A 22831-nucleotide genomic window follows, 5' to 3' on the forward strand; every position below is an offset into this window, starting at 1 on the left:
GCTGGAGGTCGGCCGCCCCGGCATTCCCGGCGGCCGGCCTCCCGAAAACCCGACACCGATCCGGCAAACGGAACCAACCCGGCATGCGTGACTACCCGAACACCTATTACAGCGCCACCCGTCGTCCGGCGGCCGACCATGCCTCCCTGCGCGGTACGGTGACGGCCGACGTCTGCGTGATCGGCGGCGGACTGGCCGGACTGTCCACGGCCTGGGAACTGATCCGGCGCGGCCGTTCGGTCGCGCTGCTGGAGGCGCAGCGGATCGGTTGGGGAGCATCCGGCCGCAACGGCGGCTTCGTCCTGCAGGGCTGGTCGGAGGGTCTGCGGAACATCGAGGCCCGCTGCGGCCGGGATCATGCCCGCGCGCTGTTCGGCCTTTCGGTGGAAGGCGTGGAGATCGTCCGCGACACCATCAACGGCCATTCCCTGCCCGGCTGCAACCCGACCACGGGGAAGCTCGGCGTCACCCGCTACGAAGCGGCGGACCAGCTGCAGCGCCACCACGACCACATGGCGCGGACCTACGGCTACGAATTCACCTACATCGACCGCCCGACACTGCGCGGCCTGCTGAAGAGCGACATCTATTTCCAGGCCCTGCGCGACCCGGTCGGCTTCCATTTCCACCCGCTGAACTATTGCCTCGGCCTAGCAGACCTGATCGTGGGCGCCGGAGGGCGCCTGTTCGAGGACACAACCATGATCGGCATGAGCCGCACCGACACGCCCGGCCCCGGCGGCCGCTGGCGGGTGGATACGGTGGACGGCTCGGTCATGTGCCACGATGTGGTGATGTGCGGCGGCGGTTACGGCGGGCCGGAGTTCGGTCCGCTGCGCCGGGCGTTCCTGCCGATCGCCACCTATGTCGTGCTGACCGAGCGGCTGGGCGACCGGCTGGCGGATTTCGTCGCGACCACCGACGCGGTCGGCGACGACCGTCGGTCCTCCGACTATTACCGCATCGTCGACGGCGACCGGCTGCTGTGGGGCGGACGGATCACCACCCGCTACGAACAGGACGAAAAACGCTTGGCCGCCCTGTTGCGCCGGGACATCAGCGGGGTCTTCCCCGGCCTTGCCGATGTGCGGATCGAAAAGGCATGGTCGGGCTTGATGGGGTACGCGCGCCACAAGATGCCGCATATCGCCAAGGTTGAAGAAGGGTTGTGGAGCTGCTCATCCTTCGGCGGGCACGGCATGAATACGGCGCCGATCGGCGGGCGCGTCGTCGCCGAGGCGATCACCGGCGAAAGCGATCGGATTCGGTTTTTCGCCCCTTACGGTTTGACCTGGAATGGCGGTATCTTCGGCCCCCCTGCCGCGGAACTGGTCTATGCGGGACTGCGCCTGATGGACTTCTGGCAGGAGTCGCGATCCCGGCGCCACGGCTCTTGAGGGATCGGCCACCGATGCGAGGGGATGAGGGCATGTCTGGGCCGGGCAACGAACAGGGTTTCCGCCTGACGGACAAGGACAAGCAACTCCTCGCCCTGTTGCAGAAGAACGCGCGGGAGCCGACCTCCGCGCTCGCCCGCAAGATCGGCGTGTCGCGGACCGCCCTGCAGGAGCGCATCCAACGGTTGGAAAGCGCCGGCGTGATCGAGGGCTATTCGGTCCGCATCAACCACAGCAAGCTGATCTACACGGTGAACTGCTTCACCATGGCGGTCTGCAACAACAAGACCTATTCCGACGTCATCGCCCAGATGCGGACGATGGAGGCGGTGCAGGCAGTGTACGCCATTTCCGGCGATTGGGATTTCGTCATCCATGTCGCCACGGAAACACTGGAGAAGCTGAACACCGAACTGACGCGGATCAACATGATCAAGGGCGTCGTCCGCACCACCTCCTGCATCGTAATGGAGACGAAATTCGACCGCCGGCTCGCCTTCATGGGCAGGATGGGAGCCAATCTGCTTGAGAACACCGGCGATCAGCCGGCATCTGGACAAGATGCCGACGCGGTGGGTGCATCGCCGGGCGGAAGCAGAGATGACCGGGCCGCGGATTGATGCGCCGGCCGGTTTTGGGCCGTTTCGACGCCCGCGCTGTTCACGCAGCAGACGCGTCGGAGATTTCACTTGTCCACCAAGCCCAGCCCGCTCACCACCCCCGATGGCCGCTACATCGTGGTGCGCGGACGTCTGTGGCGTGCGGCCAACCCGGCCTTGTCCGACGAGGCCCGCGCCGGCCTTATCGCCGATCTGATGCGGGCGCGCCGGGCCGTGGCGGCTGCTAGACGTGCTGCCGACCGCAGCGCGGAAGCGGCGGCCCACGCCGCCGTCGATCAGGCCAAACAGGCTCTCGGCGAGCGGGGACCTGTCTGGTGGTCCGATGGTGCGCCGGATCTGAACCGTCACATGATCCGGACGACACCCTATGCCGCCTGGTTCCGTATCCTCAGCGCAGGCGACCTCTGAATCCCGGCTGCGCAGCGCCGTCAACAGTATTGCTCCCAAAGAGCATATCCAGGGCTTGAGAAACGTCTTCCTCGGCCGTATCGTCAGTGTGCCGCAGATAGACTGCGGCGTTCTTTCAGCAAGGAGCTTGCTGAGCATGCAACCCATCACCATCACCGGACGCGAGTCCGGAGCCCTGAAGTTTGATTTCCTGGTCTTTGTCGGCCGCTTCCGCCCTTTCCATCTCGGCCATCTCGCCGTCATGCAGCGGGCCTTGTCGCTGGGGCGGCATCTGATCGTACTGGTCGGATCGTCGCGTCAGGCGCGCAGCCACCGCAATCCCTTCCGCTTCGAAGAGGTGCGCTCCTGCATTACGGGTGCCTTCACACCGGAAGAGTGCGAGCGCATCACGGTGCTTCCCCTCATCGACCGCTACAACGACTTGGAATGGATCCGCGATGTCCAGGGCGCGGTGCATGGCGTCGTCGTGCAGCACCACCGGCCTGCCGACGGCTCGGCCCCCAGGGTCGGCCTGATCGGCCATTCGAAGGACCACAGCAGCTACTATCTGCGCATGTTCCCGCAATGGGGCTCCGTGGAATGCATGAACTGCCGGGGGATTTCTGCCACGCCCATCCGCGATGCCTATTTCGCCGACGCGGCGGCGGCGCTGGAGGCATGGAAAGAGGCGCTGCCCGCGAATGTCGCCACCTTCATGGCGGAGTTCGCGCGCACCGACGAGTACAAGCGGATGGCCGAGGAAAGCGCCTACATCGCCAAATACAAGTCGGGTTGGGCCAACGCTCCCTACCCTCCGACCTTTTTGACGGCCGATGCCGTGGTGGTCCTGTCCGGGCACGTCCTGCTGGTCGAGCGCCGGGGCCTGCCCGGACGCGGCCTGCTGGCCCTGCCCGGCGGCTTCGTCGGTCAGCATGAGCGGATCAAGGACGCCATGATCCGGGAGTTGCGGGAAGAGACGAAGCTCAAGATTCCGGCGGGCTTCCTGGAGGGCGGCATCCGCGCCAGCCAGACCTTCGATCACCCCTACCGTTCGTCGCGCGGGCGCACGGTGACCCAGGCCTTCCTCATCCAGCTCAAGGCCACCGACGAAGGCTTCCCCAAGGTGCGTGGCGGTGACGATGCAAAATCGGCCCGTTGGATGCCGATCGCGGAAATCGACCCGGAGCGGATGTTCGAGGACCACTTCCACATCATCCAGACGCTGATCGCTCAGGCCGACGCCTGACCGGGAACACGGGGACGGCACCGGTATCCGCCGGCGACGAGAACGATCCTGTGCGACAGCCGGTCGCCAACCATCATGGGCCACGCCCCGGTCAGCGAGAACAGAAGGTTTCAGCCATGCTCGTCAATTTCAGCAGCCGCGCCCACAACCACAATTTCGCCACCGACTTCATCGTCCGCTCGCTGCTCGACACCGACTGGTACAAGCTGGCGATGCTGCAGTTCATCTGGCGGCATTTCCGCGACGTGAAGGTCCGCTTCAGCCTGATCAACCGCACCGGATCGGTGAAGCTCGCCCGGATCATCGACGAGGCCGAGCTGCGCCGCCAGCTCGACAATGTGCGCTCGTTGCGCCTGAAGCGGTCCGAAGCGGTCTGGCTCCAGGGCAACACCTTCTACGGCCAGCGCGGAATCTTCCGGCCGGAGTTCGTCGCATGGCTCGCCGATGAGTTTGCATTGCCCGACTACCGGCTGTCGGAGGAGGACGGCCAATGGCGCCTGGACTTCGAGGGGTCGTGGGCGATGACGACGATGTGGGAGATCTACGCGCTCAGCATCATCAACGAACTGAAGACGCGCGCCGCGCTGGCGAGCATGACGGAAACCGAACTGGACATCCTCTACGCCCGCGCCAAGGTCCGCCTCTGGGACAAGATCGAACGGCTGCGCCCGCTCGACGACCTCAGCCTCTCGGATTTCGGCACGCGGCGGCGGCACAGCTTCCTCTGGCAGGAATATGTCGTGGAGACGATGGCGGCCGAACTCGGCCCGCGCTTCATCGGCACCTCTAACACCCACCTCGCCATGAAGCACGATCTGGAGGCCATCGGCACCAACGCGCACGAGCTGCCGACGACGGTCGCAGCGCTGGCGCGGACCGAAGACGAGCTGCGCGCCGCACAGTACGAGGTCCTGCGGCTATGGCAAGAGACCTATGGCGGCGCGATGCTGGTGTTCCTGCCCGACACCTTCGGATCGACCCAGTTCCTCAGAAGCGCGCCGGACCGGGTGGCGGACTGGACCGGCATGCGGGTGGACAGCAAGGAGCCGGTGGCCGCGGGCGAGGAATACATCGCCTGGCTGGAGCGGCATGGCCGCGATCCGCGGGAGAAGCGCCTGCTGTTCAGCGACGGGCTGGACGTCGAGGACATCCAGCGGCTTCACCGGACCTTCGGAGGCCGGATCCGCGACGGCTACGGCTGGGGCACCCTGTTGACTTCGGACTTCCGGGGCTGCCACCCGCGCAACGGGCAAGGGCTCGATCCGCTGAGCCTCGTCTGCAAAGTGACCGCGGTCGAGGTGGACGGCGCCTGGAAGGGGGCCGTGAAGCTCAGCGACAATTACGAGAAGGCCACCGGGCCGGCCTTCGAGGTCGCCCGCTACCGTGCGATCTTCGGCACCGAGGGGGTCGCGAACGTGCCCGTGCTGGTCTGAACCTGAGGAGACGCATCATGACCGAATCCAACATCAGCCCGGCCGCCGCGCTGGAGGCCATCGCCGCCGCACTGCCGGTGCGCACGACCACCGTGGCGCTGGCCGGCAAGCGGGTTGGAAAGCTCGACGTCGATCCGGTGAAGGGGTTCGCCGCCATCGGCGGCGGCAATCTGGCGCCGCCATCGGCCAACGCCCAGGTCACCCGCATGATCGCCGAGATCGACCGCACCAACCGGCTGTTCATCGAGGCCGGCCACCCCATCGCGGTGTTCCTGGACACCCATGAACCGGGCAAGCCCGAGTATCCCTACCCGCCCCACTGCGAAGCCGGCACCGGCGAAGAGGATCTGGTCGAGGAGCTATCCTGGCTGGACGGCGCCCCCGGCGTCACGCTGATGCGCAAGGACTGCATCAACGGCGTGGTCGGGACGACCGACCTCGCGACCGGTCGGAACCAGCTGTTCGACTGGATCGCCGAAAACGGCATCGAGACGCTGGTGGTGGACGGCATCTGCACCGACATCTGCGTGCTCCAGGCGGTGCAGGCCCTGCTGTCGGCGCGCAACCACGGCATGACCGGGCCGCTGCGCGAGATCGTCGTGTATGAGCCGGGATGCGCCACCTACGACCTGCCGCCCGCCACGGCCCGCGGCCTCGGCCTGCCCGACACCGCGGCCCACCCGCAGATGGTCTCCCACCACATCGGGCTTTATCTGATGCAGGCGAGCGGCGCGATCATCGCCGACGAGCTTCTCCTTCAGATCCCGTAAGACGGACGAGCCGGTACTCTCCGCCTATCGGGATCTGATCGGAACGGCACTGGAATCCAGAATGACTGGAACGCTGATCGGCGCGGTGACGCCGATGACAGTTACAGTCCCCTCCCCTCCTTGCAACACGCCGGGCAACACGCCCGGGCAAGACCAGACGGTTTGCCCGGCCGAATTGACCCCCGGGGCAGGCAACCTACCCACCTGCCCCAGCGCCGGCAAATCCCTGAAGGAATGCCGGCGCGCGCGGCCGGATTGAGGCGGATGGTCAGGGAAGCGCCCCGGCCGCCTTGGAGATCGGGCAACCGAACAGGTCGCCCAGCCAGCCGGCCACCTCCTCCAGCTTGTAGCCCAAGGCGACCATCGCCTGCTGAACATAGGCCGCAGCCGCGCCCAGCCCCTGAAGGAGCTGCGCCAAGTCCTTACCCAGTTGCTTGAACTGGTTCTGCAGGATCTGGCCGACCAGCTTCAGGCCGTCGACGAGGTTCTGCCACTGGCTCTTGGCCCAGGCGAGGAAGGCATCCAGGTCGGCAAGTGCCGCCTGCATCAGGGCCGATGCTTCCTGCTTGACGGTGTCGAGGACGTGGCCGGCCACGTCCTTCAAGCTGTCGATGACCCCCTGCACGTCGACGTTCACCAGGGACACGGGGGACGCCTGGCTGCCCAGGGCCAAGGAGAGGCCCAGCAGGTCGAAGTCGAAGTACCCGTTCACCACGAGGCTCTGCTTCGACGCCTGGAAGGCCAATCCGGCCGCGACGCTGAAGTTCGGCAGCGCCACCTTGGGCACCAGGGTGACACCCCACAGGGTGATGCCGTCCCAGGTCAGGTTCTGCCAACCGAAGTTGAAGCCGAAGGAAGCGCCCAGCTGGTACTGGCTGGGGTTGAGCAGGAAGGTGATGCTGTCCCCGCTCCAGGTGCCGCAGCCGCCGGCGGGATTGCCCTCCTGCACCGCATAGTCCAGCTGGAACTGGTTGTCGGTGGTGGCAAGGGCGTAGAGGTGGTCCTCCACCACGTCCAGGAACTTCAGGTACATGGACGAGTAGAAGCGGACCGGCTGGCCGTTGTTGACGCCCGGCACCACGATGCCCGCCGGGGTGGCCGCGATGGCCAGTTCCGGCCCCTGGCTGGTCGGCTTCTGGGCCGTGGGGTCCCAGCCCGACAGCATGAACACCGACCCCCAGGAGACCGGCTGCTGCAGGATGACGTAGCCGGAGAACCCGGCCTTGGGGTTCGCCTGCTCGGCCAGGGTCGCCGAGACCAGGACGTTCTCCTGCCCGAGGAGCGTGAACTGGGCCTGGAGGCCGAAGCCCGCCGGGAAGGGCCCACGGTCGCCGATCTTCTTGAGCTGGGCGCCCTCGACGAACCAGAAGGTGAACTGGGTGATGCTGATCACCTCGTCCAGGAAGGCCACCACGTCGGCCACTTCCGGTTCGCCCTGGGCCTGCAGGGTGGCGGGGGAGAAGTCCAGCGCGAATGCAGCCTCGAGGACATTGGACAGTGTCATCGGGTCCTGGTCCGCCTTGGTCCAGACCGCGATCCCGTTCGGAACCTCGAAATCGACCACCTCGACCTCGAAGCCGACCTCGAACTCGTACTGCGGCGCGTTCGGGTTCTGCAGCTTCAGGTCGCCTTCCGCGGACAGGGTGACGCCGGCGGCCTCTGCGCCGACGGTGACGCTACCGTCCAGCTCGACGATGGTCAGCGTCTCCAGGCCGAAGGGCTTGGCCCAGTTCGTCAGGCTGACGGTCAGGTTCAAATCGCCCTCGGCCGGCACGATGCTGCCGGTCAGGGAAAGGTCGATGGCCGTGCCCGCGTCGGGGTGGAACGTGCCGGCGGCGGTGGCGCTGATGCTGCTGTTGCCCTGGGCCGGGTCGCTCCATTCCAGGGTGAAGCCATCGAACTGGAAGATGCCGTTGTTCATGGCGCTGAAGCTGTCGTTCAGCACCGCCTTCACCGTGGTCGCCCCGGTCCCCTGGGCATAGGCGGCGAACAGGTCGAGCTGCGACACGTCGCCCATGAAGCCGGCGATGGCCTTGAGGCTGTCGGTCAGCTTCAGCGAGGTGAAGAACAGGAATCCGGGGGCGATGTCGAAGTCCGCCCCCAGGGCCGGAACGGACTTCACGTCCAGCAGGCCCAGCGACGACAGGCTGGTGGACTTGCCGGCCACCGTGGACACGACCAACCCGCTGTTGCTGAAGGAAACGGAGGAGAGGGCCGGCCAGACGGAGCCGGGGGACCATTGCGGGACGACGACGCCCACCAGCACGCCGGTCTGGCCGCCCTCGTACTGCACGCGCAACTCGGCGTCGGCGAAGCTCTGGCCTCCATAGGCCAGCGAGCCCTGGCCGACGAAGTCCAGGTTTCCGCTGCCGTAGGTCAGGTGGAGTTGGCCGTTCGCCAGGGCCGCCTGGTTCGCCGGCGCCCAGTCCAGAAGCTGCGGCCAAGCGGCCTGCAACGGCCATTGCAGGCTGTTCCCCATGGTGGCGTCGAGGTTCAGCGCCACGCCCCCGTCCACGTCGCTGAAGGTCAGCACCACCTGGGCGCCGCTGTACTTCGTGCTGGCCAGCGTCAGGGTGGCTCCGCTGGCCGTGGCCTGCAGGTCGATGCTGGCGGTCCCGACCAGGGCCTGCAGTTCGAGCTGCCGGGTGGACGGATCCACCTTCAGGGTCGCCTCGCTGCCCAGTTGCAACGTGATGCCGTTCAGGTAGTCGCCGATCGCGGTCTGGACCGGGCCGGGGAACTGATCATAGGCAAGTTGGAGGGCCTGGGTGCCGGCGCTGGTGTGAAGCAGGCCTTGCAGGGTCGTGTAGATGTTCGAGGCCATGGTCTCACTTCCCCAGGTTGTTCAGCGCGTTCTGCGCGAACTGCGTCGCGGCCTGACTGATCTGGCCCAGGTTCTGGCCGATGTAGTCGTTGATGGCGCCGATGATGGCCTGGATCAGCGCGTCCTGCCCCAGGAAGGCATTGATGAAGATTTGGTACTGCTGATCTTCCGAAGGCAGCGATATGGTCAGGGTCACGTCGCCGGAGCCCGCCACCAGGGTGACCTGCGTGTAGGTCAGCGACAGTTGCTGGGGGTTGTCGCCGTCGGAGTAGAGCGTGGTCGTCACACCGAGCGTGCCGCTGGTGTTGACCAGACTGAGGTTCAGCGTGCCGCTGATCGGGATCGGCTGGTTCTGGTTCACCTGGATGTTGAGGCTGAACGGCGTCGTGGCCGTCACCGGCGGCGGCGGCACGGTAACCTGCTGGCCGTTCACGTTCACCTTGGTCCCCGCCGGGACTTCGCCCAGCAGCAGGGTCGCCGTGGCCTGCTGGTTGGCGCCGAAGATGGTGCTGTTCGGCGGGGCGATCACGTTGGACAGGCCGCTGATCACCAGATTGGCCAAGGAGATGTTGCTCAGTTGGACCGACTGGCCCAGGACGGACGTGCTGAACGGGCCGTCGATGGACAGATTCGTCGCCGTGAGGGGGTCCAGCTGCGGCGACTTGGAGCCCAGGATCACGGTGGGGACATAGACATAGCCGCTGGGGTCGTTCAGCGCGCCGCGGGCCCGGTTGAAGATGTACTTGTCGACGTCGTTGGCGTCCGTGTCCACCGTGCTGTCGGCGACCTGGGTACTGCCGAAGATGGTGTCGAGGGCGCTGGTGATCTGGCTGGTGAGCAGGCTCGCGACCTGCGCCATGTTGCCCGGGGACATCAGCGCGCCGTTGATCTGGCTCGTCAGCATCTGCGCCGCGTCGTTCGTGGCGATGAGTTGCTGGAAGAACGCGGTCCAGGGCCGATAGAAGGCCTTTGCGGAAATTGCCTGCGGGAAGGGGATGGGCGACAGGCTCTGGTAGTCCAGATTCTGCAGGGAGAAGGTCGGGACCGACCCCTGCACCGCCGCCAGGTTGAGGGAGTTGAGCGCGAATTGCAGTGCCGGCGGGGAAGCGACGGTGACCGTGCCGTTGGCCACCGCCTGGGCGTTCGTCAGCGTCAGCAGCGCGATGCCGGAGGCGCTGCAATCGAAGCCGTTCGGGTTCGCCGCGGACGGCGTCAGCCCCAGGCTGGGCGGGAGCGCCACCACGTTGCCGGACTTGTCTGCGAAACAGAGCGTCTGGGTCAGGACGAAGCCCAACCCCTGGAAGGCGGAGCCGCTATTGGTGTCGGTGCCCTGCTCGGACCCGGACAGGGCCAGGGGCTGCGACCAGCTGGCGCCATTGTAGGGGTAGGCGTTCAGGCCGAGGGCGATCTGTGCCTGGTAGCCCTGGTTGTTCGAGGTGACCAGCGGCGGCTGTCCGCTGATCTTGATGTTCGCCAAGCCCTGGATTTCGATGTTCGTGGCGACCAGGTTCGGGCCCGTATTGGGCAGCGGCACCACGTTCAGCCGGTTTTGGGTGATGTAGGTGACGGCCGAGCCCGCGGCGTCGATCATCTGTTGCGTGATGGCGCCGGATGGCGTCTTGCGGCTCAACTGCACCAAGGCCGGGAAGAAAGCGTTGAACCAGCTGGTGGCGAGGTCGTTGGAGATGTCGGCCGCGCCGCCGATGTTGTTCAGGGTCCAGAGGTTCTGCTGCAATGGCAGATAGGGCTGGTTGCCGGGCCCATTCATTCCCGCGAGGGCTTGGGGCAGGAACAGGCCGTTGCCGGGCGAGTTGTCGTTCGCCTTCTGCATCAAGGTGTTGTAGACGAAGTTGAACAGATACAAGCCCATGACGTCCTCCAGGGGCGAAGGTCAGTAGGGTCGGTTGACCGCATGCATGGTGATGTCGCGCAGCGCCTTCAGGTGCGGCCCCGCCGGCAGGCCCTCCAGGAACTGCACCGCCTGGAGGGCGGTGTCGCGCGCTTGGGCGTAGGCAAGGGTGAAGGCGTCCGAGCGGCGGATTTCGTCCACCCAGGCGTTGATCTGCTCGGTGGGCGGCGTGTCCTGGCTGCGCAGATAGCGCACCATGGGATGCATGTCGCCGAACAGCCGCATGGCGTGGATGATGGGCAGGGTGATGCGCCGCTGGTGCAGGTCGATCCCCTTGCGCTTGCCGGCCTCCTCGTCGGAATGGGCGAGGTCGAAGATGTCGTCCATCATCTGGAACGCACGCCCCATGTACCGCCCGAACGAACCGAGGCGGCGCAGCTCGGACGTGCGCGCCCGCATCAGGGCCGCGCCGGACTCGCAGGCCAAGCCGAACAGCACCGCCGTCTTGCGGTCGATGGTCGTCAGGTAGCGGCTGAGCAGGGAGTCGGGATGCCAGAAGGGCTGCGTGGTCATCTCGTCGATTTCGCCGCGGCAGATGTCGAAGGCGGAATCGAGCACCCATTTGACCAGCTGCATGTCCTCCTGGTCCTCGATGGCGTCGACGAAGCAGCGCACCGCCTGCAGGAACTGCATGTCGCCGATCAGGATGGCCATCTCGGTGCCGCGGGCGGCATTGACACTGTGCTGGCCCCGCCGCAACGAGGCGTGGTCGACGATATCGTCGTGGATCAGGGTCGCGACATGCAGCATCTCCAGCGAGGCGGAGGCGCGCAGCACCTTCACCGGCAGCGGCCCCTCCGCCTGGAACAGCCTCGCCGTGAGCAGCAGCATCAGCGGGCGGAGCTTCTTCCCGCCCTGGTACAGCGCCATCTCGGCATCGGACAGATAGCCCTCCTGGGGTTTGAGCGCGGCGGACAGCTCGCGCTCGAACCCTGCCATGTCGGCAGCCATCAGGTCCTGCAGGATGGTGCCGACCGGGTCGCGGGCCCCCGAGGCGATCCTCACGACTTGCTGCCCAGCACGGCCTTGGAGATCGGCTGCACGAGGGCGCGTTCCAGGGCGTCGGCGATGCGGTCGTGCAGCAGGCTCTTGACGAAGCGCGCCTCGCCAAGCGCCTCGCGGGCGTCCTGCGCCAGGCTGGTGCCCAGCGCGGCGTCCCAGCCGCCGTCGTCGATGTCCAGGTCGAAGCCGTCCAGCTCCACCCGCCCGTCCAGCAGGCAGGGCGTACCGTCCTCCCGCGTGCCGAACTGCAGGTAGACGTAGCAGGCCAGCTCGGCCTCCAGGTGCCCGGAGACCAGATCGACGGGCTTCTGGGCGGCCAAGCGGGCGATATGCTCGGAGATGTCCGCCTGCATCTGGCGGACGAAGGCCCGCTCGTCTTCGCCCAGGCACATGGTCCAGCTCTTGCCCTCGGAGTCGCGTCCACCGATGGGATTGCCGTTGAGCAGGGCGTGCACGTCGTCCACCGAATGCGCCTGGGCCGGCGTGCCGTTCTGCACCAGGCTATAGACGCCCTGCTTGTCCATGGACGGCACGTCTGCGATCTTCTGCGTCTGGGTGTTTCCCAGGATGCTGCTGGAGAAGGTCAGCGTCGCCGCGGCCGCCTGGTTGTAGGGGTTGGTAGGGTCCGTGGGGTTGTTCGGATCGGCGACGCCGGCCATGGCGGCCAGCGTGGTCATCAGGGCCAGCTGCTGGTTCTGCGCATTGCCGTTGTAGGTGGTCGTCCCGTAGGTCTTGGTGGGGTCGTTCACCTGACCGCCGCTGGTCAGGGCGGTGTTGGTGTCGTTCGCCATGTCCGAGATCGCCGGCGTGCCCCAGTTGGCCTGAAAGGCATAGGCGGTCGGGTCCGTGAACACGTCGTTGAAGGCGGCGCGGTGGTTGGAATAGGTGGACAGCAGGGTGGCGCCGTTGCCGCCCGGCACGTTCTGCAGGGCCGCGCGCTGCTCGTTGGCGGTGGCGATCCAGGTGGGGTGCGCGTCCTGGTCGGCGCCGCCGCGCCGCCGCGTGTTCAGCGGCAGGCCGGTGCCGGCGCCATCCAGCCCGGATTCCCAGATCTGCGTGCCCTGCAGGGTCTGCCGGCCGCGCAGTCGGATGTCCTGGATGCGGATCTCCAACACGTCACGACCCTGGGAATCATGGCTGCGTTGCGCCGATATGGCGCTGTCCGCCAGTTCCAGCCGCAGCCCGGCCAGTTGCACGCCCAGCGAGCCGCGAGGGAAGCCGGCATGGGCCGGCATGTCCGCCGCGCGCGCCAGCGGCAGCGCCGGTATGTCGTCAAGGGTGATCCCGTTGGGCAGCATGGCACGCAGGGGGGAACCGCCCACCCGATCCCAGCCGGCATCGAGGGCACGCATGTCAGCGTTCATGAACGTCTCTCCGATTCGGATTGCTTGATGCGGTCTGGCGCCGCGCGGTCAGCTGATGTTGACGGTTGCCGTGACCAGGACGTGGTCGGCGTCCGCGGTCGAAATGGTGAGGTTCGATGGCGCCAGCTGCAGGTTGATCCCATCGAAGCTGATCGGGATGTTCGGCACGGTGAACGAAGCTTTCTCGTTCAACTGCTTCTGCGCCGCCGTCTGGACGGCGGACGAGATGAAGGGGGTGAGCACGGCGATGATCGTGTCCGCCGCGTTCTCCAGGACCGAGGCGTTGAACTTCTGCCAGCCGCTGCCCGACGGCGCGTAGTTGATCTGAAAGCTGGGCAGCGGCTGCAGCTGGAGCTGCACCGTGTTCGAGCCCGACACGGTGGGGGCCACCGTGATGGTCAGGGGAGTCGGGGTGGTCGAGAATGTGGCTTGCGCGAAATCAACCATGGAGGCATTCCCGTCGTCAGAGGAGGTTGGAGGCGGCTTCCAGGGCGCAGGCGCCCGGCACCAGCCACCAGGACACGCCGACGTCGGCCGTGGCGGAGAAGGTCGCCGTCACGTTCACGTTGGGCAGGGTGGAGGCGACGGCGACGCTGGCGTTGGTGATGCCGCCGGACAGCGAGTAGCTGCCCGTCCAGTTGCTGTTGCTGACGTTGACCGTGGCGTTGCTCAGATCCTGCTGGATCGCGCTGTTGTATTGGGCAAGGAGCGCCGACAGCAGGCTGCGTCCGATCAGCACGCCCAGCGGTTGCTGCGGCCACTGGACGCCGGTGATGTCCGGCGTGCCGTTGGCAACCAGGTTGCTGGCCAGGACCAGGTATCCGTTCGTCACCGACATCACCGGCGGGGTGAAGCTCTGTCCCTCCACCGGGATGCTCGACGGGATCTGGTAGCCCTGCAGCAGGGCCTGCACCTTGCTGTAGACGATGCCCGCGGCCAGCTCGAGAAAAAGCTGCTGCACGGCCGTGGGGTTGGTGGGGAGCACGGCCACGTTGCTGAGCTGCACCTGGCCATTGGCGATGCCCACCTGGGCGAACACCGTCATGTTGAAGGTCAGCGGGACGGGCGAGCCCTGTTGCATGTTGATGGTGGTGGAGACCGACGACAGGGTCACCTGGAACATCTGGTCGGTCGGATTCGCCGGCTTCTGCCCCGATGGGGTGAAGGTGTTCGGGTCGTTCCATTGGTTCGCCGTCGGCGGCGACATGACGAACTGCGGTGCGGCGTCGATCTGCCAGCCGATGCTGGTGACGCCCTGCTGGCCGACCGGTTCCGTTCCCTGAAACAGGGTTTTCTGGGCGCTGCTGTTGGCGAACAGCTGTGACATCCCCGTGTTCAGGGTGCCAGCGTCCAACACCAGTGCGATGTCGTAGCTACTCATCGTGAAGCTCCCCTTCCTGGTGCGGCATCTGGTAAGGACTGCGTGTCCAATAGGTTTCCGTCCAATCGCCGCCATCCCGGTACCGGAGCGGGAAGTCGTCGAAGGACACTTCGCTTCGCCCGCGCTGGGGATCCGCGACGGTGATCGCGCGCTCGGCGCGGTGGTAGCCGTCCACGAGCACGTAATGCTGCTGCCCGGAGCGCCAGCGGATGGCCACGGCGACGGGACGGCCCTCGTCCAGTTCGCGCATAAGACGTCGGAACGGCGGGCGGCCGCTGCTCCAGCCGGCCAGGCAGTTGACATAGCGGAGCGTGCGCTCCAGGGCTGCCTGCTGGTTGTACTTCTCGTCTTCCAGCAGGGCCCGCGGCGGCTCCTGGTCCGGCCGCACATCGTCGATCGCCAGGATGCGCCAAGCCAGCCGTTCCTGTGTCCAGGAGCGGTCGCCGTAGTGGGCGGCGACCGCGCAGGTGACGGCGGACCAGCACCAGTTGCCACGGCTTTGCCGCTCCAGCGCGACTTCGAGCTGCCGTCCATCCCGTGCGGGTGCCGTTCCCGCAACCGGGTGCAGGGGACCAATCCGCTGCGCGGTCCGGACCAGGGGCTCGATCCGCAGCCTCATCCCAGCGACGCGCACTGCGGCAGGCGCTGGCCGATCTGCTGAGCGACGATGCTGTCGATCTGGGAGGAGATCAGGCTGCGGATCGCACCCTTCGCGGCGTCGAGGATCAGGCTCTCCAACGGCGACAGCAGGTAATTCAGCACACCCAGGTCGTTGATCCAGATCGACGCATCGCTGTAATTGAAGGACGCGCTCAGGTTGCTGATCGAATTGAGGCAGAGTTGATTGTTGCTGATGCTGGCATTGAGCTGGGCGGAACCGGAAATGGAACAGCCGGTGATCCGGATGTTGCCCGACACGCCGATGTCGATCGGCCATACCTCAACGCTGCCGCCCAATGTCGTGCACAAAGGGCTGTTCAGCACGGCTTGGAAATTCACCTGACCGCTGATGTTGGTCCCGGAGGCGGTGATGTTGGTCGCCACCAAGTCCGTGATCTGCAAAGACGATACACCTGTAAGGTCACTGACAGAATAGGAAGCGCTGCCGATCCCGATGCTGGCAGACCCGGAGGCCACGTTGTTGTAAGGATCATACCCGGCCGACCGGATGGCAGGTCCGATCTCCCCATTCAGCTGTTGAGTCAGGCCTTGCAATATTTGATTGATCAAAGTGGCAAACGGATCAGATTGCATTTTTGACCTCGAAATTTTTACGCGTAAAAAGGGTATCTATGCTATTTTGTTGAGTCAAGAGCGATTGCGTGATGAATTGTTACACGTTTCAAGGCGTATATGTGCGATGAAATGCCATTCTTGGGATCGATGCCCGGACGGTCTGGAGGCGCGTAGATGGATGGCGCCAAGCTGCGCGGTTGATGGGTCCGGGACGCAAACTTCCAGGTTTATGGGGTATGCAAAGTGTGGCGGCGGTTGCGGCGAGAGGACATCGACGTGGCACGCTGCACCGGTGGCCCGCCTGATGAAGGGTATGGGCCTGGAGGCGACACGGGGCAAAGTCGATCTTCCGGCGGACAGCGGCGCTATCGTATCCCTTGTCGCCATGGCGACATCCTCAGCTTGGGCATAGTGGCGCGCTTCGGCCTCGGCGGGAGGGATATGGCCGATGAGTTCGAGCAGGCGCCGGTGGTTTGAGCCAGTCGACCTACCCCAGGGTGGCGAACTCGATGGCCTCCAGGGTGCGCCATGGCCCGCGGCGCCGGATCACCTCGGTCTTGTAGAGGCCGTTGATGGTCTCGGCCAAGGCGTTGTCGCAGGAATCGCCGACGCTTCGGTGGGCTCCACACCGGCATCGGTCAGGCGCTCTGTGTACCGAATAGCGACATTTTGCGACCCACGATCCGAGTGGTGGATGAGGCCGCTGCCTTTGGCCGGCCGGCGGTCGTGAAGAGCCTGCTCCAGAGCATCCGGCACGAAATCAACCTGGGCTGTGCTGGACACCCGTCAGCCCAGATTGCGGCGCGCGAAGGCGTCGAAGACGAAGGCCATGTAGACGAAGCCCTGGGTCGCCGCCCGGTCGCTGATCGTGGTGCGCACCGCCTTGCCACGCATCGCTCCCTTCAAGCCCATCTGCTTCATCAGTCCGTCGGAGATTCGTCCTCGCATCGCCTACGAGCGCGTAATAGGAAATTCGAGCCCGATCGGCGCCCATACGCATATCGGTTGAACGAACCGCTTTACCCGGAAATCGATCTCCCGGAAATCGATCGCAGGGTTTCACGGAGCGCCGCCACCCCGTCGGCCACCTGGACGTCTTCGGCCCCCGACTCCACGTCCCTTTCCAAAGCCGCGGCTGCGGCGGCCACGCTCCAATATCCGTATGTGGCGGCGGAACCGTGCAGCCTGTGGGCGATGCGTCCGACCATTTCACGGTTCCCCACCGCCCACGCATGATCCAAGCTGCCCTCCAGTTCCCGCGCAACGCCTGTGAAGAGGGGATCCAACCGCTCCACACTTGCAGCAGCCGGCGAGGACTGGGGCGGAGAGGATCCCGTCATGTCGCATGACGGTGCGTGACGGGCGAGGGCCATCGACAGGGCATCAGGATCGATGGGCTTGGTCAGAACCTCATCGATGCCCGCGGCCATGTACGCATCGCGGTCCCGCCGGCTGGCGTTGGCGGTCAGGGCGATGACCGGAGTCAGGGCTCCGATGCCCGGCAAGGCGCGGATGCGCCGGGTGGCATCCAGGCCATCCATTCCCTCCAGCCGGATGTCCATCAGGATCACGTCGAAGGACCGTTCCGCCACAGCGCGCACCGCCTCCTCGCCGCTGGCGACGCAGGTCACCCGATGGCCGGCGGGTTCGAGCCATTCCAGAATGAGCAGCCGGTTCTCCGGTCCGTCCTCGGCAAGCAGGATGTCCAGCGGCGGCAGCGGGCCGGGCCCGGCGACCGTGGAACGGATCGGGACCGGCTCCCCAACGGCATCCGATGCGGCATCCGCCGGAAAGGAAAGGCGGAACAGAGCCCCGCCTTGGCGGCCGTTTCCGACGGTGACCGTTCCCTCCATCCGTTCGACGATCTCCCGCACGATGGCGAGCCCCAGACCGGCGCCACCCGGCCGCCCTCCCCCCACCTCGCCGCGGGCGTAGGCGTCGAAGATATTGCCCTGCAAGGGTTCCGGTACACCAGGGCCGGTGTCCTCGACCTCCAGGACCAGACCGGTTCGACCGTCGGGGCGCCGTTCGGCGTCGACGCGCACCATGATCATCCCGGACTCCGTGAACTTGATCGCATTGGCGGTCAGGTTGAACAGCAGTTGCCGAACCCGCAGCGGATCGACGAGATAGGCGGAGCGCAGGTCGGGACCGGCCGCAACGGTCAGGCGCAGCCCCTTCGCCGCCGCTTCCGGCTGCAGGATCGCCGCCACCTCTCCGGCCAAGGCGCGCGGGTCGGCCGGTTCCGGCGCCAGGGTCACGGCCCCTGCCTCCAGGCGCGACAGTTCCAGCACATCGTCGAGAAGCCGGATCAGGTGCCGCCCGGCGGTCTCGGCGATGCCCAGGCGGCGGTCCTGATCGGGGCCGGGACCATCCCGGCGCACCAATCGGATCATGCCCAGCACGGCGTTCAACGGCGTGCGCACCTCGTGGCTGAGCCATCCGAGGAACGCGGTCTTGCGGCCGGCCAGCGCCGCCAGTTCGGCGCTCTTGAGCTCCAGGGCGCGGGTGCGGGCGGCGACCAGCCGCTCCAGATTGGCTTGCTGGTGAGCCAGGGCATCGACGGCAATACCGACGAAATGAAAGGCCAATCCCAGAACCACGATGACCAGCGAGAAGCCAAACATGGTCAGGCCGGCCTCGTCGCTTGGGAAAGGACCGGCCTTCGTTGCCACCGTACCCACCGTGGTCAAGGTCAGCAGCAGAACCGCCAGCACCGAGCCGGCCAGCCCATGGCGTGCCGCTGCCACCAGCGCCGCGGCGAAAGCCAGGATCGCCACATGGGGAATCGTCACCGTCGACAGAAGGACCGGGAGCGGCACCAGCACCAGCGTCACCAACAGTTTCGGCCCGGCGGCCAGCACCTCATGGCGCCGTTTCCACAACAGCGCCAGAGGTCCCAGCAGGAACAGGCCGAGCGCGTTGCCGGTGACGACGATGAAGATCTTCATCAGGACGCCGCCGACCCCGCCGCCGGGGCTGAAGGACCCGATGCCGAGCAGCGGATCCTTCACCACGAGAAGCGAACAGGTCACCAGGGGCGGCACCACACAGACCTGCAGGAGATAGGCGGCCAGCCGGCCGTAGGAGCCGCCCCCCGATCCCTCCCATGCTCCACCGCCGCCGACGCTCCCGTCCTGGTCCCAGCCGCCGAGGCGCCGATCCGCCATCCCAGCCAGCCAGACCTGTATCACATCCAGGGCTGCCGTGGACAGGACGGCCGCCGCCGCCAGCGGCCAGGGCAGACCCAGGCGAATCCCATAATAGACGGTGGACGTGGCCACCGCCGCCGCACCGATCCACGCCAGCCCTGCCCGTCCCAGCGCTCGCACGCACAGCAGCCCGACGCCCGAACTCAGCCAGATCACCGTCCAGTTCGCCTCGGGGATGCGTGCGATGCGCACGCTGGCATAGGCACCGGCATAATAAGCCAGAGCAAAAGCACAACCCAGCGCAATGTGACACGAAAGACGGTTGATACTGACCATGGTGAACCTGTCTTGCTCCCAGCGGTTGCATCGTTATATAGTAAAAATGTTCTGACTTGGGGCGTTGCCTGATGATTGCCGGGCCGTGATGCCGCACCGATTTGTCGCAGCGACTTGCCGCTGCATCGCTTTGTCCGCATTCTTTCGAATCCGCGTTCTGCGCGTGCCTTGTTCCTGCTTCGTTATTGGGTGAATGAATGGCACAGACCACGGTCATGGTTGTGGAGGACGCCGTCGAACTTCGGGAGCTGTATGCGGGCTTCCTCGCCGATGCGGGGTATCGTGTCCTGCATGCGCCCGACGTCACCACCATGCAGAGGCTGCTGGCGCAGGAACATCCCGATCTGGTTCTCCTCGACATCAACCTGCCGGACGGCAACGGGCTGGACATCGCCCGGCGCCTGCGCATCCGCGACCAGGCTGGACTGATGTTCGTCACCGTGCGCACCGACGACGAGGATCGGATCGGCGCATTGGAGGATGCCGGCGACGATTACGTCACCAAGCCGGTCGACCCGCGGGAACTGCTGGCCCGCGTTCGCAACCTGCTGCGGCGAAAGTCCCGCGACTCCTACCTGCATTTCAACGGCTGGACGCTGGATCTGGTGCGGCGTGCGCTGTTCCGGCCCGACGGCACGTTCCTGGCTCTGACCACCGGGGAATTCAACATCCTGGCCGCACTGGCCGCCATGCGCCCGAATCCGGTCAACCGCGAATATCTGCTCGACGTCATCAGCAACCGCGACCGCGACACCGTCAGCGAACACACAGTCGACATGCTCATCATGCGGCTGCGTCGCAAGATGAAGGACGAGGACGGGCGCCCCGCGCCGATCGTCACCGTGCGCGGGGTCGGCTACGCCCTGGCGGACGGCGCCGGCAAGGCCGGGTGATTCCGGTCTTCTCCTAACCACCGGCCGGCGTCCGTGTGCGGACCTCCAGCGACGCCAGCGCCGCTTCCAGCTCCGCATCCACCGCCCGCAGCAGCGCGGCGGGCGGCGGGCCGCCCCGGCCGGCCGCCGCCTCCAGCGCGGCCGCAGCCGCGGACAGCGCCGGGTATCCATAGGTGCCGGCGGACCCTTTCAGCCGATGGGCGATGGACGCCACCCGCGCGGGACTATCGGCTTCGGCCAGGGCCGCACGCTGCTCCCGGCAGGTGGCGGCGAACAGACCCAGAAGGCGGGCCAGCCGATCCGGCGCGATGCTTTCGGCAAGACGGGGCACCGCCGCACCGCCGGAGTTGCGGGCTGGGGTGTGGCGGGCCAGCACGGCGGACAGATGGTCCGGGTCCAGGGGTTTGGGCAGGATGTCGTCGATGCCGGCGGCACGATACTCCACCTCGTCGCCCGACGAGGCGTTGGCGGTAACGGCGATGATCGGGGTCAGGGCCGCCGCCTCGTCGGGGAGGGCGCGGATGCGGCGGCTGGCCTCCACGCCACTCATGCCGGGCAAGCGGATGTCCATCAGGATCACGTCGAAGCGCCGGTCCTCCAGCAGCCGCAGCGCCGCCTCCCCGCTTTCAGCCTCCACCAGCCGGTGCCCGGCGGGGGCGAGGAAGGCGCGCAGCACCGCCCGGTTCTCCTCCGCGTCCTCCACCACCAGGATGTCGAGGGCGGAAGGCGCCGGTGCTGCCCCGACCACGCCATTCACCATGCCACCCACCATGCTCTTGGGGGGAGGGAGCGCGAGATGGACCGGAAGCGCCAAGGTGAACAGCGCGCCGCCGCCCGGCCGGTCGGACACCTGCACGCTGCCGCCCATCGCCACCGCCAGCCCACGCACGATGGCAAGGCCCAGACCGCTGCCGTGGAGACGGTCGACACCCTCGACCCGGGTGAAGGCGTTGAAGATGGCCTTCTTCTCCGAATCCGGCACGCCGGGACCGCTGTCGGCCACGGACAGCAACAGCCGTTCCTCCCGTCCCGGCACCGGCGCCGGAACGGCATCGAGAGTGACCAGGACGCCTCCCTGCCGGGTGAACTTCACGGCGTTGGACAGCAGGTTCAACAGGATCTGGTGCAGCCGCCGCCGGTCGAGCCGGTACCACGGCGCCACGGCACCGGTGATGGTCACCGCGATGTCCAGGCCCTTTTCGGCCGCCGCCGGACGAAACAGCGCCACGGCGTCGCGGACCAGCCCGGCCGCGTCGGACGGTTCCGGGTTGAGCGTCAGGCGGTTCGCCTCCAGCCGCGACAGTTCCAGCACCTCGTCCAGCAGCCCGACGAGGTGCCGCCCCGCCCCGTCGATCACCCGCAGCCGCTCGGCGTCCGCGGCGGCGGGGCTCCGCTGCATCAGCCGCACCATGCCCAGCACGGCGTTGAGCGGCGTGCGCACCTCGTGACTGAGATGGGCGAGGAAGCGGGATTTCAACGCCGCATCGGCCTCCGCCCTCTCCTTGGCCTGCCGCAGCACGGATTCCACGATCGCAGACTGCCGGCGAAGCTCCCGGGTGCGGTCCTGCACCTGCCGCTCCAGCCCTTCGTTCAGGCAGGTCAGCTCCGCCGACAGGTTCCGCACCTCGTCGAAGGCGCGCATCACCCGGCGGCCCAGGATCAGCGCGTGCATGAACAGGAATCCCAGAACCCCGAATGGGACGAGATCGACGCCGTCGAACAGGTGGGCGTACATCATGGCGTCGTGGACGACGGCCAGCATGAACAGCATCGCCCCCAGCCCCAGCAGGACGGCGCCGTGATGGCGCCGCCGCGCCGCCGCCGCGATCCGCAGGACGAAATAGAGGATCGACAGGCCGAGCAGGAGGCTGGCCACGTCGCGGAAGCGGGTGAAGACCGCCGGCTCGGCCAGCAGCACGAAGAGTGCCCCGGCCCCGCCCAGCAGATCCATCCCCTGCCCCACCCGCCGATGCAGGCAGCCGGGCAGCAGATGGTCCAGCGCGTGGAAATAGATGGGCCAGAACAGATAGATCGGCAGATATTCCAGCCGGTAGGCGAGTGCCGCATCCACCCGCGGAAACAGGGTGGTCAGCAATTCGCTGGTGCAGAGCATCCGCACCGCACTGGCCGTCAGCAGGCCGCTCATCAGGTAATAGGTGGATCGCTCGCCGCACCGGGCGAAGGCCGTCAGATAGGCCGCCAGCAACAGCAGCGACAATGCCACGCCGGACGACACCAGCAGCCGCACCGTCCAGTCGTGGCGCAGCCCATCGCCCCTGGCGAGCAGCAGGCTCGCCCCGATCCCGCCCTCATGGTGGAAATGATTCGACAGCTCGATCGCGATGTCGGCGACGCGCAGTCCGGCGGGAAGTGTGACGAAGCGGGTAGCGGTCTGGGCGACCTCCCCGGCGGCACTCGGTGCCGGAACGCCGGCTGCGGCGACGGGCTCGCCGTTCAGCCAGACCCGCGACGCCGACTTCACCAGCGGAACCTGCAGCGTGTGGACGGCACCGTCCGCCGGCAGCAGGATGCGCAGCCGGTAGGTCGCCGCCCCCTGCGATCCCATCACGCCGCCGCCCGGCAGCGGCTGGCCGTTCCAGATGCCGGGCAGATGGGCCGCCGTCCAATCGCCGGCCGGGCAGCCGCCCGCCGGATCGGGGAAGCAGGCCCCGCTCTCCGCCCCGGCCAGCCGTCCCCAGGCCGCCAGCCATTCCCCGTCCAGCGCCAGGAGGGCGCCGTCGGGCAGGCCCGCCCGCAGGTCGAGCATCCCGCCGCGAACCGGCGGCCCATCCCCGGCCCCGTCCCCAGCCCAGGCGACGCCGGCAAGAAGCCCGGCGCCCAGGACCAGCGCCATCAGCCGGACGGCGATCCCGCGCACGGC

At 66.9% G+C, this 22831-nt stretch carries 17 protein-coding genes and 2 pseudogenes; 8 read left to right on the plus strand and 11 right to left on the minus strand.

What is annotated here, in order from left to right; translation table 11 throughout:
• Positions 1–83: 83 nt before the first annotated feature.
• The 6 genes from FZ983_RS26140 to FZ983_RS26165 all read left to right on the plus strand — a co-directional run bounded on the left by FZ983_RS26140 (position 84) and on the right by FZ983_RS26165 (position 5853).
• On the plus strand, positions 84–1397 hold the full coding sequence (locus FZ983_RS26140; RefSeq protein WP_149226892.1) for an FAD-binding oxidoreductase: 1314 nt from the start codon (positions 84–86) through the stop codon (positions 1395–1397).
• A 32-nt stretch (positions 1398–1429) separates the two neighbouring features.
• Positions 1430–2017, plus strand: coding sequence for an Lrp/AsnC family transcriptional regulator (locus FZ983_RS26145; RefSeq protein WP_149226894.1), 588 nt, complete (start codon positions 1430–1432; stop codon positions 2015–2017).
• 69 nt (positions 2018–2086) lie between these two features.
• Positions 2087–2425 (plus strand): hypothetical protein, encoded by a 339-nt coding sequence (locus FZ983_RS26150; protein WP_149226896.1) that lies wholly within the window; start codon positions 2087–2089, stop codon positions 2423–2425.
• Positions 2385–3650, plus strand: a complete 1266-nt coding sequence (locus FZ983_RS26155; RefSeq protein WP_247883986.1) for a bifunctional nicotinamide-nucleotide adenylyltransferase/Nudix hydroxylase — start codon at positions 2385–2387, stop codon at positions 3648–3650. Before FZ983_RS26150 ends, FZ983_RS26155 begins: the two co-directional genes overlap by 41 nt.
• Positions 3651–3766: 116 nt before the next feature.
• Positions 3767–5083 (plus strand): nicotinate phosphoribosyltransferase, encoded by a 1317-nt coding sequence (locus FZ983_RS26160; protein WP_149226898.1) that lies wholly within the window; start codon positions 3767–3769, stop codon positions 5081–5083.
• A 17-nt stretch (positions 5084–5100) separates the two neighbouring features.
• Complete coding sequence (locus FZ983_RS26165; protein WP_149226900.1) at positions 5101–5853, plus strand: isochorismatase family protein; 753 nt, start codon at positions 5101–5103, stop codon at positions 5851–5853.
• Positions 5854–6121: 268 nt separating this feature from the next.
• Here FZ983_RS26165 and FZ983_RS26170 read toward each other — a convergent pair whose 3' ends face one another.
• From FZ983_RS26170 to FZ983_RS34320, 8 genes are read right to left on the minus strand one after another with little or no spacing between them, the layout of a single operon-like run.
• Positions 6122–8677, minus strand: coding sequence for a hypothetical protein (locus FZ983_RS26170; protein WP_149226902.1), 2556 nt, complete (start codon positions 8675–8677; stop codon positions 6122–6124).
• A gap of 4 nt (positions 8678–8681) precedes the next feature.
• Complete coding sequence (locus FZ983_RS26175; RefSeq protein WP_149226904.1) at positions 8682–10547, minus strand: hypothetical protein; 1866 nt, start codon at positions 10545–10547, stop codon at positions 8682–8684.
• Between the two features lie 21 nt (positions 10548–10568).
• Positions 10569–11591, minus strand: coding sequence for a polyprenyl synthetase family protein (locus tag FZ983_RS26180; protein ID WP_211102993.1), 1023 nt, complete (start codon positions 11589–11591; stop codon positions 10569–10571).
• A complete protein-coding gene (locus FZ983_RS26185; protein WP_149226906.1) occupies positions 11588–12952 on the minus strand; it encodes a hypothetical protein in 1365 nt (454 codons plus the stop codon). The genes FZ983_RS26180 and FZ983_RS26185 overlap by 4 nt, the downstream gene beginning before the upstream one ends.
• 48 nt (positions 12953–13000) lie before the next feature.
• The gene (locus FZ983_RS26190; protein WP_149226908.1) at positions 13001–13399 is read right to left on the minus strand and encodes a hypothetical protein; all 399 of its coding nucleotides are present in this window, start codon (positions 13397–13399) and stop codon (positions 13001–13003) included.
• 16 nt (positions 13400–13415) lie between these two features.
• Positions 13416–14333: a hypothetical protein gene (locus FZ983_RS26195; RefSeq protein ID WP_149226910.1), complete on the minus strand. Its 918-nt coding sequence runs from the start codon at positions 14331–14333 to the stop codon at positions 13416–13418.
• The gene (locus tag FZ983_RS26200) at positions 14326–14952 is read right to left on the minus strand and encodes a papain-like cysteine protease family protein (protein ID WP_188092515.1); all 627 of its coding nucleotides are present in this window, start codon (positions 14950–14952) and stop codon (positions 14326–14328) included. The genes FZ983_RS26195 and FZ983_RS26200 overlap by 8 nt, the downstream gene beginning before the upstream one ends.
• On the minus strand, positions 14949–15587 hold the full coding sequence (locus FZ983_RS34320; RefSeq protein WP_188092516.1) for a hypothetical protein: 639 nt from the start codon (positions 15585–15587) through the stop codon (positions 14949–14951). The genes FZ983_RS26200 and FZ983_RS34320 overlap by 4 nt, the downstream gene beginning before the upstream one ends.
• Before the next feature lie 186 nt (positions 15588–15773).
• Between FZ983_RS34320 and FZ983_RS26205 the strand changes: the two are divergent.
• Positions 15774–15909: pseudogene (locus FZ983_RS26205) on the plus strand (IS3 family transposase); the annotation flags it as partial.
• A 62-nt stretch (positions 15910–15971) separates the two neighbouring features.
• Here the strand turns inward: FZ983_RS26205 and FZ983_RS26210 are convergent.
• Positions 15972–16505 (minus strand): annotated as a pseudogene (locus tag FZ983_RS26210) (DDE-type integrase/transposase/recombinase); the annotation flags it as partial.
• Positions 16506–16588: 83 nt separating this feature from the next.
• A complete protein-coding gene (locus FZ983_RS26215) occupies positions 16589–18973 on the minus strand; it encodes a response regulator (protein ID WP_188092517.1) in 2385 nt (794 codons plus the stop codon).
• 281 nt (positions 18974–19254) lie between these two features.
• On the opposite strand from FZ983_RS26215, the gene FZ983_RS26220 reads away from it, so the two are divergent.
• Positions 19255–19950 carry a response regulator transcription factor gene (locus FZ983_RS26220; protein WP_149226916.1) on the plus strand — a complete coding sequence of 232 codons (696 nt, stop codon included), beginning with the start codon at positions 19255–19257 and terminating at the stop codon, positions 19948–19950.
• A 13-nt stretch (positions 19951–19963) separates the two neighbouring features.
• On the opposite strand, the gene FZ983_RS26225 is transcribed toward FZ983_RS26220, so the two are convergent.
• On the minus strand, positions 19964–22828 hold the full coding sequence (locus tag FZ983_RS26225) for a response regulator (protein ID WP_149226918.1): 2865 nt from the start codon (positions 22826–22828) through the stop codon (positions 19964–19966).
• Positions 22829–22831: the final 3 nt, after the last annotated feature.

This window comes from Azospirillum sp. B21 (assembly GCF_008364825.1).
Lineage (GTDB): Bacteria > Pseudomonadota > Alphaproteobacteria > Azospirillales > Azospirillaceae > Azospirillum.

Excerpts from the sequence above, each read along its gene's own strand:
- FZ983_RS26140 (WP_149226892.1), top strand. The coding sequence starts at position 84 with ATGCGTGACTACCCGAACACCTATTACAGCGCCACCCGTCGTCCGGCG.
- FZ983_RS26145 (WP_149226894.1), top strand. The coding sequence starts at position 1,430 with ATGTCTGGGCCGGGCAACGAACAGGGTTTCCGCCTGACGGACAAGGAC.
- FZ983_RS26155 (WP_247883986.1), top strand. The coding sequence starts at position 2,385 with ATGCCGCCTGGTTCCGTATCCTCAGCGCAGGCGACCTCTGAATCCCGG.
- FZ983_RS26160 (WP_149226898.1), top strand. The coding sequence starts at position 3,767 with ATGCTCGTCAATTTCAGCAGCCGCGCCCACAACCACAATTTCGCCACC.
- FZ983_RS26165 (WP_149226900.1), top strand. The coding sequence starts at position 5,101 with ATGACCGAATCCAACATCAGCCCGGCCGCCGCGCTGGAGGCCATCGCC.
- FZ983_RS26170 (WP_149226902.1), bottom strand. The coding sequence starts at position 8,677 with ATGGCCTCGAACATCTACACGACCCTGCAAGGCCTGCTTCACACCAGC.
- FZ983_RS26175 (WP_149226904.1), bottom strand. The coding sequence starts at position 10,547 with ATGGGCTTGTATCTGTTCAACTTCGTCTACAACACCTTGATGCAGAAG.
- FZ983_RS26185 (WP_149226906.1), bottom strand. The coding sequence starts at position 12,952 with ATGAACGCTGACATGCGTGCCCTCGATGCCGGCTGGGATCGGGTGGGC.
- FZ983_RS26190 (WP_149226908.1), bottom strand. The coding sequence starts at position 13,399 with ATGGTTGATTTCGCGCAAGCCACATTCTCGACCACCCCGACTCCCCTG.
- FZ983_RS26195 (WP_149226910.1), bottom strand. The coding sequence starts at position 14,333 with ATGAGTAGCTACGACATCGCACTGGTGTTGGACGCTGGCACCCTGAAC.
- FZ983_RS26200 (WP_188092515.1), bottom strand. The coding sequence starts at position 14,952 with ATGAGGCTGCGGATCGAGCCCCTGGTCCGGACCGCGCAGCGGATTGGT.
- FZ983_RS34320 (WP_188092516.1), bottom strand. The coding sequence starts at position 15,587 with ATGCAATCTGATCCGTTTGCCACTTTGATCAATCAAATATTGCAAGGC.
- FZ983_RS26220 (WP_149226916.1), top strand. The coding sequence starts at position 19,255 with ATGGCACAGACCACGGTCATGGTTGTGGAGGACGCCGTCGAACTTCGG.